An 11799-nucleotide genomic window follows, 5' to 3' on the forward strand; every position below is an offset into this window, starting at 1 on the left:
GTGGCCCCGGCTACGCCTCGCCACCCCGCCGCAGCCCCCCGTACAGCTCCTCCACCACCGCCCCGTACCGCTCCGCCACCGCCCGCCGCCGCACCTTCAGGCTCGGCGTGAGGAGCCCCGACTCCACCGTGAAGTCCTCCTCCAGGACGGCGAAGCCGCGGATCCGCGCCGGGCGCGACACCCGCGCGTTGGCCTCGTCGACCGCCTCCTGGACCAGGGCGCGGACCGTCGGATCGGCCGCGAGCGGCTCGGTGAGGGTGACGCCCGCGCGCCCCGCCCACCCCGTGACCTCCTCCGCGTCGAGGGTGATCAGCGCGACCGGGTAGGGCCGCCGGTCGCCGACGAGGACCGCGCGCGAGACGAACCGCGAGGCCTGGACGGCGAGTTCGGTCAGCGAGGGCGTCAGGTTCTTGCCTCCCGAGGTGATGATCAGGTCCTTCTTGCGCCCGATGAGGGTGAGGTAGCCGTCCTCGTCGAGCGCGCCCAGGTCGCCGGTGTGCAGCCAGCCGTCGGCGTCGAGCGCCGCGCGGGTCGCGGCCGGGTCGCCGTGGTAGCCGGGGAACACGTGGGGCCCGCGCGCGAGGACCTCCCCGTCGTCCGCGATCCGCACCTCGCAGCCCGCGATGGGCCGCCCCACCGTGCCGTACTTGACCGCGCCGGGGTGGTTGAGGGTGATGACGCCGCCGGACTCCGTCATCCCGTACCCCTCGAAGACCTGGATGCCGCAGGCCCGCAGGAAGTCCAGGACGTGCGGGGCGATCGGCGCACCGCCGGTGAGGGCCCACCGCACGCGGCCCCCGAGCGCCTGTCTGACCGGCGCGAACAGCGCCTCGTCCGCGGCCTCGTACGTTTCCCCGAGCTCCGGCGGCAACGCGCCGTCCGCCGCGAGGACGCCGACGCGCACGGCCTCCGCGAAGCGCTCGCGCCCGCCGTCGCGGGACTCCGCGAGCGAGAGGACCGTCGAGTACACCTTCTCGAACAGGCGCGGCACCGACGGCAGATGCGTCGGCCGCGCCTCGGCCAGCTCGGCGACGACGTCCTCGATCCGGCCGCCGAAGTACACGACCGTGCCGCCCTCGATGAGCGTCGTCACCTCGATGAGCTGCGCGAGCAGGTGCGCGAGCGGCAGATAGAGGTACGTCGCGTCTCCGGGGCCGCCCTCGATGAGCGGCAGCGAGGCGTCCTGCACGGCTCCGAGGTTGCCGTGGGTGAGCACGCAGCCCTTGGGCGGTCCGGTGGTGCCCGAGGTGTAGATGACGGTCGCGGGGTCCGCGGGGCCGCGGCCGCCCGCCCGGTCGAGCAGCGCCTCGTCGGTGACCCCCTCGGCGTCCTCGTACGCCCGCGGGTCGGTCATCGCCACGAGCCCGCGCAGCCCCGGCAGTTCGCCGCGCAGCCGCTCCACCTCGGCGACGCGCGCCGCGTCCTCGCACAGCACCACCGAGGCGCCGGAGTCCCCGAGGACCCAGGCCAGTTCGTCGGCGCCCGCCGTCGGATACACGGGCACGAGAACCGCGCCCGCCGCGAGCACCCCCAGGTGCGCGTACGTCCACTCGGGGCGGGTCTCGGCGAGCACCGCGACCCGGTCGCCGGGCGCGACGCCCCTGCCGATCAGCGCCCGGCCCACCCGCCGCGCCTCGGCGCGCAGGGCCTCGTACGACACCTCCCGCCACCGCCCCGCGCGCTTGAACCGCAGGGCGGGCAGCGCGCCGTGGCGGTCCGCCGCCCACTCCGCGAGCACGGACAGGGTCGGGGGCCGGAGCGTCAGCTGATCCGTCATGCGTCGACGCTAGGGACGCGGACCGGCCGGACGGCATGACGCGAAACGTCACCACGGCTGACCCGTGTGCTCACCACCGCGCCCCTGCCAGGAACACCACCGCGCCCCGCCGGGAATCGGCCAACCCCGCGTGCGTCGGCGGGCACACCCTTCTTGAGCAGGTGCCCTGCGGCTAACGTCATGGTCATGGCCAGGCGGACGATCACCGTGCACCACGTGCGGGCCGTGCTGCGCGGCGTGGAGCGGCGCGGCATCGACCCCGTGCCCCTGCTCCAGACCGCCCAGATCCCGCCCCTGCTGCTCGGCGACGACCGGGCCCGGATCACCGCGCCCCAGTTCGCCCGGCTCTTCCGGGAGCTGTACCGGACGACGCACGACGAGTTCCTCGGCCTCGGCTCCTCGCCCAGCAGGCCCGGCACCTTCGCGATGATGTGCTACGCCGCGCTCGGCTGCCGCGACCTGGGCGCGGCCATGGAGCGCGGGGTCACCTTCTACGGGCTCTTCCCCGGCGGCCCCGACCTCGTCCTCACCCGCGCCCCGGACGCCGCCGTCTTCACCGTGCGCAACGACCTGGAGCAGGACTTCTTCCTCGCCGAGTGCCTCGTCATCATCTGGCACCGGCTGTGCAGCTGGCTGATCGGCCGCCGCATCCCGCTGCGCTGGGCCGACTTCGGGCATCCGCCGCCCCCGCACAAGGACGAGTACGAGCTGCTCTTCGGCTGCCCCGTGCGCTTCGGCGCCGAGCGCACCGGCGCCGGGCTCGCCCCGCACTGGCTGAACGCGCCGCTCGTGCGGGATGAGGACGCGCTCGCGGCGATGCTGCGCCGGGCCCCCTTCGACCTGCTCTCGCGGCGCGACTACGGCACCACGGTCGCCGAGCAGGTGCGCAGGGCCCTCGCCACCGGGCTGCGCGCCTCGCCGCGCCTGCCCTCGCTCGGCGAGATCGCGGCGCGCCTGGCGCTCAGCCCGTCGACGCTGCGCCGCCGCCTCGCGCTGGAGTCCACGTCGTACCAGGAGCTGAAGGACGCGGTGCGGCGGGACGCGGCGATCGCCGGGCTCGCGGAGGGCCGGGAGCCGATCGCGGACCTCGCGGCGCGGCTCGGCTTCTCGGAGGACACGGCGTTCCACCGGGCGTTCCGGCGGTGGACGGGGACGACACCGGGCGCGTACCGGTACGCGTACCGCGACGGCCACGCGAACGGCGATGGTCCCGGCGGTCAACGAAGCTGAGCGTTCCCGTCAGCCCCGTGCCTCCTCGCGGGTCACTACGGTCGTCGGCGTCTGGGCGACCAACGGCCCAGTCCCCCACGCACAGTTGGGAGACCCGCATGCACGTACGGACGTCCTTCAGATGGCTGGCGGTGACGGCGGCGGCGGGCCTGGCGGCCGCGACGCTCGCCTCCACCCCCGCGCACGCGGACGACGCGAAGGCTCCGGGTGACCTCGTCAAGACCGAGCCGAGCGCCTTCCACCCGCTGCCCGGCCAGCCCACGCACACCAAGGCCTGGAAGATCCACTACCGCTCGACGACGGCGAAGGGCGAGCCGAACACCGTCTCCGGCACGGTCATCGTCCCGCAGGACGGGCGCCCGGGCCCGCGCCCGCTGATCACGTACGCCGTCGGCACGGTCGGCGTCGGCGACCAGTGCGCGCCGAGCGCGGGCTTCCCGCGCGGCACCACCCTCGAAGCCAACCTCATCCAGCAGCTCACCCTGCGCGGCTGGGCCGTCGTCGTCACCGACTACGAGGGCCTCGGCACGCCCGGCGACCACACCTACACGGTCGGCCGCTCCGCGGGCCACGCCGTCCTCGACGCGGCCCGCGCCGCGATCCGGCTGCCCGAGGCGGGCCTCACGAAGGACTCCCCGGTCGGCATCATGGGCTACTCCCAGGGCGGCCAGGCCACTTCCTGGGCGGCGGAGCTGCACGGAAGCTACGCCCCCGACCTGAAGGTGAAGGGCACGGCGACCGGCGGCGTGCCCGGCGACCTGCCGAAGGTGGCCGCCTTCAACGACGGCTCGTACGGCGCGGGCCTGATCTTCATGGCGGCGATCGGCCAGAACGCGGCGTTCCCCGAGCTGAAGCTGGAGTCGTACCTCAACCCGCTCGGCACGTCCCTCATCGGCGCGCTGCGCACCAGCTGCGTGGCGGACGGCTCGGCCCTCGGCGCCTTCAAGAAGATCAGCGACGTGACCACCAAGAACCCGCTGGAGCAGCCCGACTGGCGCCAGCGCCTGCGCGAGTCCCAGGTCGGCACGCGCGCCCCCGACGCGCCGGTGTACCTCTACCACGCGCTCGCCGACGAGCTGATCCCGTACGGCGTCGGCAAGCAGGTCCGCGAGGACTGGTGCGCGAAGGGCGCGCGGGTCGAGTGGCACACGATCCCGGTCGGCGAACACGTCAGCGGCGTCATCACCCAGTCGCCCCTGGCGACCCAGTGGCTGGCCGACCGCTTCGCCGACAAGCCCGCCCCCGGCAACTGCTGAGCCCCGCCCCCTGAAACGCGCGCCGCGCGAGCCGGGACCCCGCTCACGCGGCGCGTTCGGAGCGCGGCGCGGCTTCAGCGCCGCCCTCTCGGCAGCCGCCACACCGAGAGCGCCGCCGTGCCGAGCAGCACCAGGCCCACCACCACGAGCCCCTGGCGCATGCCGGTCAGCGAGAAGCCACCGCCGCTGCCGATGAGCGCCCCGAACAGCGCCACCGAGAGCGCGCCGCCGGTCTGGCGCAGCGAGTTGAGGAGGCCGGAGGCCGTGCCCGCGCGGTGGCCGGGGACCGCGTCCATCAGCAGGGCCGTCAGCGCGGGCACGGCGAGCGCGCCGCCGATGCCGGTCGGTACGAGGAGGACGAGGACCAGCCACATCGGGGTGTCCGCCGCGAGCGGGAGCAGCGCGAACATGGCCACGGCCAGGATCAGTTGGCCGGTCACGATCACCGGGCGGCGGCCCGCCCGCTCCGCGAACCGGGGCGAGACGAGGTTCGTCGAGGTGATGAGCACCGCGAGCGGCACGAACGTCAGGCCCGCCGCCACCGCCGACATGCCCCGCAGCTGCTGGAGGTACAGGCCGAGCAGGAACACCACCCCGTAGAAGCCCGCGTTCACCGCGAAGCCGACCGCCAGCGACGCGCTGACCTCGCCCCTGCGCAGCAGGGACAGCGGCACCATCGGCGCCGGGTGGCGCCGTTCGGCGGCGCGGAAGGCGAAGGCCGCGGCCACCGCGAGCCCCGCCGCGAACAGCACCGAGGGGTTCGTCGGACCCGCGTGCCCGCCCTCGATGACGGCGTACGCGAGGGCGCCGAGGCCGAGCACGGCGGTGAGCTGGCCGGGCACGTCAAGGGGTGCCGGGCGGCGCGGCGAGGGCGCGGTGCGGGCGAGCAGCGCCAGGATCAGGGCGCCCAGCGGCAGGTTGAGCAGGAAGACCGCGCGCCAGCCGACCGTCTGGGTCAGGACGCCGCCGAGCACCGGGCCCGCGGCCATCGCGGCGGAGCCGCCCACCGTCCACAGCGCGATGGCGCGGGCGCGGCGCTTGGCGTCGTCGTACGCCTGCCGGATCAGCGCGAGCGAGGCGGGCATCACGACGGCGGCCGCGGCCCCCTGGGCGACCCGGGCGGCGATGAGCGCGCCGATGCCGGGGGCGAGGGCGCAGGCCAGCGAGGCGAGCGTGAACAGGGCGGTGCCCCAGGCGTAGGCGCGCCGCGCCCCCGCCCGGTCGGCGAGCGCCCCCGCGGAGATCATCAGCGCCGCGAACATCAGCGTGTACGCGTCCACGACCCACTGCAAGCCCGTCATGCCGCCGTGCAGCGAGGAGCCGATGTCCGGCAGGGCGATGTTGACGGCGGAGACGTCGACGGTGATGACGGTGAAGCCGAGGAGGGAGGCGAGGAGGGCGGTGCCCGCGCGGGGGGTCGGTGGGGTCGGTGGGGCCGCGGGGGCGATCGGAGGGTGGAGCGTTGTGGCTGCGGCCATGAGGGGTCCTCTCTTGGGGCCGTCGCGGAGCGGCGGAGTGGGGGACGGGCGGGTGGGAGACCGGCGCGGAGCGGCGGAGCACGGCCGCGGAGCGGCAAGGCCCCGGGCCGCGGAGCGGCGAAGGCCCGGCGCGGAGCGGCGGTGGGAACAGCCTCCGCCCTGGCCGCCGCCCCCGGCAGACCGCCGTGTTCCTGGCCCTGACACGGCCCCCCACAACGCCCCGGGGCCGGGGACAATGAACGTATGAAGAACAACGGCGGGACCGAGCTCGGCCGCTATCTGCGGGCGCGCCGCGCCCAGATCCGCCCCGAGGACGCGGGGCTCCCGGCCGGTGCGGGCATCCGGCGGACGCCGGGCCTGCGCCGCGAGGAGCTGGCGACCCTCGCCGGGGTGAGCGTCGACTACTACACGCGCCTGGAGCGCGGCCGCGAGACCAACCCGTCACCGGCCGTCGTCGACGCCCTGGCACGCGCCCTGCACCTGCGCGGCGACGCCCACGAGCGGCTGCACGAGCTGGCGGAGCTGGCCTCGGGCCGCCTCTCCGAACCGCGCCCCACCGACGAGTCCACCGTCCGTGAGTCCGTGCACCGGATGCTGGAGGCGCTGCGCCCGCTGCCCGCGTACGTGGTGAGCCCGCACAGCGACATGCTCGCCGCGAACGCGCCGGGCCGCCGCCTCATGCCGGGCCTGTGGGACTGGCCCGCGCCGGAGCGCAACCTCGTGCGCTATCTCTTCCTGCACCCCGTGGGCCGCACCCTCTACGTCCCGTGGGAGGAGACGGTCGCCCTGTCCATCGCGCATCTGCGCGCGGTCGGCGGCCGCGACCCCAACTCCCCGCGCCTGACCGCCGTCGTGGGCGAACTGATGCTCAAGTCCCCCGACTTCGCCCGCCTCTGGGACCGCTACGAGGTCTGCGAGCGCGGCGGCGGCGTCAAGTCCTTCGCGCACCCCAAGGTCGGCCCGATGACCCTCACGTACGAGGTCATGTCCCTGGCCCGCACCGGCGGCCAGCGCCTGGTCACCTACCAGGCCGAGCCGGGCACGGCCGACGAGGCGGCACTCCTGCGCCTGGACTCCGCGGCCCGCACGACGGCCGGGTCGGACAGGCCCTAGGGGTGGCGGGAGGTCACTCCCGCCACTCCGCCGAGCACGAACTCCCGTTCTTCGGCAGCTCCTTGTACAGCAGGAACCCGTCGACCTTCGCCTTCACGCACTTGGAGCCGAAGTAGCCGGTGTGCCCGTCGCCCTTGTTGTCGAGCACGACCGCGGCCGAGCCGAGCCGCTCCGCGGTCTCCACCGTCCAGCGGTACGGCGTCGCCGGGTCGCCCCGCGTCCCGACGAGCAGGAGCTTCGGCGTGTCGACGTCCCGTACGTCCTCGCGGATGTACGAGGTGCCCGCGGGCCAGCCGAAGCACATCAGGACGAGCCCCAGGTTGTGCTCGCCGAAGACCGGCGAGGCCTCCTTGAACTCCCGCTGGAGCCGCCCGATCTCCTTCTCCACCTTGCGCGCGTCCGGCCGGTCGGGGTCGTCGGCGCAGTTCACCGCGGCGAGCGCGGCGGTCTCGTTGTCCTGGGGCACGTCCTGGCGCCCCATGCCCCCGGCGCCGCCGACGCGCAGCAGCGCCCGCGGGTCGCCGTCGGCGAGCAGCGCGCCGAGCGCCTGCGACAGGGCGGGCCAGGCCTGACGGCTGTACAGGGCGGAGCCGATCACGCTCACCACGTCCTGCCCGGTGAACTTCTCGCCGTCCGTGGAGCGCAGCGGCATCGCGTCGAGGTCCTCGATGACCTTCACCATGGTCTCCCTGGCCCGGCGCGAGTCGTCGCCGAACACGCACCCGGCGTTCTTCGTGCACCACAGCAGGAAGTTGTCGAGCGCTGTCTGCTGCCCCTCGGCGGACACGAGCCCCTGCTCGTCGACGGGTTCCGTCAGCGTGTCCACGCCGTCGAGCACCATGCGCCCGACCTTCTTCGGGAACTGCGCCGCGTACACCGCGCCGAGCCGCGTCCCGTACGAGAAGCCCAGGTAGTTGAGCTTCTTGTCGCCGAGGGCCGCGCGCATGACGTCCATGTCGCGCGAGACGTTCACGGTGCCGATGTGCTCCAGGACGGGGCCCGACTCCTTGGTGCAGCGCTCGGCGGTCGCGCGCAGCTGCTCCAGGACGGCCGCCGCGTCGTCCGGGTCGTCGAGCCCCTCGGGCTCCGGTTCGTCGCCGCAGCTCACGGGCTCGCTCAGGCCCACCCCCCGCGGGTCGAAGCCCACCACGTCATAGCCCTTGCCGAGGTCCCCGAAGCCCTTCAGATCGGCCCCGAGCCCGGCCACTCCGGGGCCGCCGGGGCCGCCGAAGTTCACCAGGAGCGAGCCGCGCTTCTTGCCGCTGGCCTTCACCTTCAGCATGGCCAGGTCGACGGTGCCGGACCCCGGCCGCGCGTAGTCGAGCGGCACGGTGAGCGTGCCGCAACGGACGTCCGCGTTCTTCGTGACCGTCTCCGGGAGGTTCTGCTTCTGTGGCGTGCAGGCGGCCCACTTGACCTTCTGGGCGTAGAAGCGCTTGAGGTCCGGCCGTGGGGGCGCGGATCCCGTCGTGGTGGCGGGCAGGGCCGTGAGGGCCAGGGCGAGGGCGGTGACGCCCGTGAGCGCCGGTATGCGCACGGCGGCCTCCAAGAGGTGCGGTCCCCTTCCGCAAGGCTAGGCGCCCCGGCCGCACCCCGCCCCCCAGCGTGGCTACGCCCCGTGATCGCCCCTGATCAGGAGGGATGCGGGGGCGCGGCCCTCCCCGCCGCGGCCACGAGCCCGGCCGGGATTCGGCGGTATCCCTCGACCGTCTCCTGACCATTGAGTAACCTTACTGAAGGGTAAATTGAAGCGGGTGTACGCCCGTTGGGAAGTGGGCGGACGTCTGTGGGACGCGGGCGGACGTCTGCGGGACGCGGGCGGACGTCTGCGGGACGCGGGCGGACGCCTGCGGGAAGCGGACGGACGTCCAGGGGAAGCGGGCGGACGCCTGCTCGTCCCGCCGAGACAGACCGAGCTGGGAGCTGGGCCATGGCCGACCGCTATCTGACGTTCACCCGCACCGCGCCCGGCCGGTTCCTCACCCGCGGGCTCGGCCTGCCCCGGCCCGTGCCGCTGCGCCGCTGGTCGCCCGAACACCCCGCGCTCGAAGGCCCGTTGCTGCACCTCACGGCGGGCGACGTACCGCTGCCCGGCCTGCACGAGGTGCTCACCCGCACCGGACTGCCGCCGCACGCCGGGCCGTTGGGCACCCGGCGCCCCGCCGCCGTCGTCCTGGACGCGACGGGGGTCGCCACCGTCACCGCCCTCGTGGACGTGCACGCCACGCTGCACCCCGTGGTGCGGTCGCTCGCGGACTGCGGCCGCGTCGTCGTCCTCGGCGCGCCGCCCTCCCCGGCCGACCACCACCAGGCCGCCGCGCAACAGGCCCTCGACGGGTTCGTACGCTCCCTCGCGAAGGAGCTCGGCCGGGGCAGCACCGCGACCCTCGTCCGCACCACCTCCGCGCCCGCCGCCCTGCCCGCCCTGCGCTTCCTCCTCTCCCCCAAGTCCGCGTACGTCAGCGGCCAGACCATCGAGGCCACCCTCCACGACGAGAGCGTCCCCGAACCCCCGGAACCGGAACGGCCGTTGGCGTGCCGCACCGCACTCGTCACCGGGGCGGCACGCGGCATAGGCGAGGCCATCGCCCAGGTCCTGGCCCGCGACGGCGCCCACGTCGTCGCCCTCGACGTGCCCGCCGCGCACACCGATCTCGTACGCGTCGCCGAGCGCGTCGGCGGCACCCCGCTGACCCTCGACATCACCGCCGACGACGCGGGCGAGCGGATCGCCGCCGCCCTGCCCGACGGCCTCGACGTCCTCGTCCACAACGCGGGCATCACCCGCGACCGGCGCCTCGCCAACATGGCCGCCGACCGCTGGAGTCCGGTCATCGACGTCAACCTGGGCAGCGTCCTGCGCACCACCGACTTCCTCCTGAAGTGCGGCACCCTGCGGCGCGGCGGCAGCGTCGTCGCCACCGCGTCCGTCGCGGGGCTCGCGGGCAACGCCGGGCAGACCAACTACGCCGCCGCCAAGGCGGGCGTCACCGGCCTCGTCCGGTCCCTCGCGCCCCGGGCCCTCGCCGAGCACGGCATCGCCGTCAACGCGGTGGCCCCCGGCTTCATCGAGACCCGCATGACCGCGGCCGTGCCCCTCCTCATCCGCGAGGCCGGGCGCCGCCTGAACTCCCTGGCGCAGGGAGGTCAGCCCGTCGACGTCGCCGAGGCGGTGGCGTGGCTGGCCCTCGGTGGGGTGAACGGCCAGGTTTTACGGGTGTGTGGCCAGAGCCTCCTCGGCGCGTGACGCCAGCGCTGTGCTTGAGCCATGCCCTCCCGCTACACCCCGACCCCACAAGCCCGGCCCCAGCCACGCCACACCCCCACCCGGGCCCACCCCTACGTCCGCCCCGGCCCCTGCCCTACGCCCACCCCGGCCCTGCCGAGCTCCCACCCCGGGCCCAGCCCCACGCCCACCCCGGGCCCTGCGGCGCTTCCACCCCGGGCCCTGCCCCACGCCCTGCCACGCTTGCGCCCCGGGCTCTCCCGCCCACCCGCCCGCAGGTCCCCGGCCTTGCGAGGCCGGACCCCGACGCGTCCGCGCCACCGCTCAGCGGTCGCCGCCGCCGCTACCGCGGCGGTTCTCCCACCCACCCACCCGAAACACCTCGGCTTCGCCCGTCCGGCCCCGACGCGGAGCGCCGCGCCTTGCGACTTCACCGGCGCCAACGGTGGGACGGGCGGGCCCTGCCTGCCGTGCCCACCCGTCCCGCAGGGCGAAACAGGTGGGCGCACAGCCCCAAGCGCCGAGCAACCGCCGCACCAACCCCCTGTGAAAGGCTCCATGCCCCGCAAGGCCGGACGCCCGGGCCCAACCCGGGTGCCACGCAACTCTCCCGCCCTGGCGGGGGCGGGTGGGTGGGCCCACCCCGCCCGCGCGCAGCGCGGCGCCCCCTGCCCCAGCGGAGCCGGGGCCTGAGGAAAGGGGCGGGTGGGTGGGCCCGCCCCGGTGGTGCTGTACCCGGCCCGGCCGCAGAGGCGCGGCCCCGGCGCCGAGCAACCGTCACGCCAACCCCCACGAAAGGCCCCCATGCCCATGGCCCCGCTCCCCCTCACCCTCCTCAAGGGCGCCCTCCTCTCCCCCTTCAAGCGCCCGGGCACCGGGCACCCCGGGCCGCCGGGTCGGCAGGGCCGCGCCCGGATCGCACCCGGCCGAGTGGACGCGTACCGCCGGATCTGCGGGTTCGCCCCCACCGGGGCCACCGTCCCCCTGCCGTACCCACACGTCCTCGCTTTCCCCCTCACCACCCGCCTCCTGGCCGCCCGGGCCTTCCCGCTGCCCCTGCTCGGCCTGGTGCACACCTCCATCGAGGTCGTACGGCACCGCGCCCCACGGCTCACGGACGAGCTCGACCTCACCGCGTACGTGGAGCGGCTGACCCCGCACCACCGCGGCACCGAGGCCACCGTGGCCCTGGAGGCAGCCGTCGCCGGAACCGTCCTGTGGGAGTCCCGCAGCACCTACCTCGCCCGCCACCGCACCCCCACGACGGCACCCGGGCGGAGCCCCGGCGCGGAGCCCCCGCTGCCCACCGGCGCGCGGTGGCACCTCGCGGCCGGTCTGGGCCGCCGCTACGGCGCCGTCTCCGGCGACCGCAACCCCATCCATCTGCACCCACTCACGGCCCGCCCCTTCGGCTTCCCGCGCGCGATCGCCCACGGCATGTGGACCTTCGCCCGCTGCCTGGCGGAGTACGGGCTCGACGACACCGAACCGGTCCGCGTGACCGCCGGGTTCCGGGCGCCCGTACTGCTGCCCGCGACCGTGACGTACGGCCGCCGAGGGCAGGACTTCGAACTGCGCGACAGCGCGGGACGCCCGCACCTGCGCGGCCGGGTGGAGCCGCTGGCGGGGCGGTGACCAGGAACGCCCCGCCAAGGGCCCACGGATCGGCGTACGGCCGTGCCCCGCACCGGAGTTCCGGTGCGGGGCACGGCCGTACGG

General features: G+C 75.3%; 8 protein-coding genes. 5 read left to right on the forward strand and 3 right to left on the reverse strand.

Going from position 1 to position 11799, the window contains the following annotated elements:
• Positions 1–10 precede the first annotated feature (10 nt).
• Positions 11–1777 carry an AMP-dependent synthetase/ligase gene (locus tag ACIG3E_RS03260; protein WP_399610562.1) on the reverse strand — a complete coding sequence of 589 codons (1767 nt, stop codon included), beginning with the start codon at positions 1775–1777 and terminating at the stop codon, positions 11–13.
• Between the two features lie 186 nt (positions 1778–1963).
• Between ACIG3E_RS03260 and ACIG3E_RS03265 the strand changes: the two genes are divergently transcribed.
• Together ACIG3E_RS03265 and ACIG3E_RS03270 are read left to right on the forward strand one after the other, a co-directional pair.
• On the forward strand, positions 1964–3007 hold the full coding sequence (locus ACIG3E_RS03265; RefSeq protein ID WP_399610564.1) for an AraC family transcriptional regulator: 1044 nt from the start codon (positions 1964–1966) through the stop codon (positions 3005–3007).
• 98 nt (positions 3008–3105) lie between these two features.
• On the forward strand, positions 3106–4263 hold the full coding sequence (locus ACIG3E_RS03270; protein WP_399610566.1) for a lipase family protein: 1158 nt from the start codon (positions 3106–3108) through the stop codon (positions 4261–4263).
• Between the two features lie 74 nt (positions 4264–4337).
• Here the strand turns inward: ACIG3E_RS03270 and ACIG3E_RS03275 are convergent, their stop codons facing one another.
• Positions 4338–5741 carry an MFS transporter gene (locus tag ACIG3E_RS03275; protein ID WP_399610568.1) on the reverse strand — a complete coding sequence of 468 codons (1404 nt, stop codon included), beginning with the start codon at positions 5739–5741 and terminating at the stop codon, positions 4338–4340.
• Positions 5742–5984: 243 nt separating this feature from the next.
• Between ACIG3E_RS03275 and ACIG3E_RS03280 the strand changes: the two genes are divergently transcribed.
• A complete protein-coding gene (locus tag ACIG3E_RS03280) occupies positions 5985–6854 on the forward strand; it encodes a helix-turn-helix domain-containing protein (protein WP_399610570.1) in 870 nt (289 codons plus the stop codon).
• Between the two features lie 13 nt (positions 6855–6867).
• Here the strand turns inward: ACIG3E_RS03280 and ACIG3E_RS03285 are convergent, their stop codons facing one another.
• Positions 6868–8391, reverse strand: a complete 1524-nt coding sequence (locus ACIG3E_RS03285) for an alpha/beta hydrolase (protein ID WP_399610573.1) — start codon at positions 8389–8391, stop codon at positions 6868–6870.
• Between the two features lie 393 nt (positions 8392–8784).
• Here ACIG3E_RS03285 and ACIG3E_RS03290 point away from each other — a divergent pair, with 393 nt between their 5' ends.
• The gene (locus ACIG3E_RS03290; RefSeq protein WP_399610576.1) at positions 8785–10101 is read left to right on the forward strand and encodes a 3-oxoacyl-ACP reductase; all 1317 of its coding nucleotides are present in this window, start codon (positions 8785–8787) and stop codon (positions 10099–10101) included.
• 789 nt (positions 10102–10890) lie between these two features.
• Positions 10891–11715, forward strand: a complete 825-nt coding sequence (locus tag ACIG3E_RS03295; RefSeq protein WP_399610774.1) for a MaoC/PaaZ C-terminal domain-containing protein — start codon at positions 10891–10893, stop codon at positions 11713–11715.
• Positions 11716–11799: the final 84 nt, after the last annotated feature.

The sequence above is a fragment of the Streptomyces sp. NPDC053474 genome, assembly GCF_044544845.1.
GTDB lineage: Bacteria > Actinomycetota > Actinomycetes > Streptomycetales > Streptomycetaceae > Streptomyces.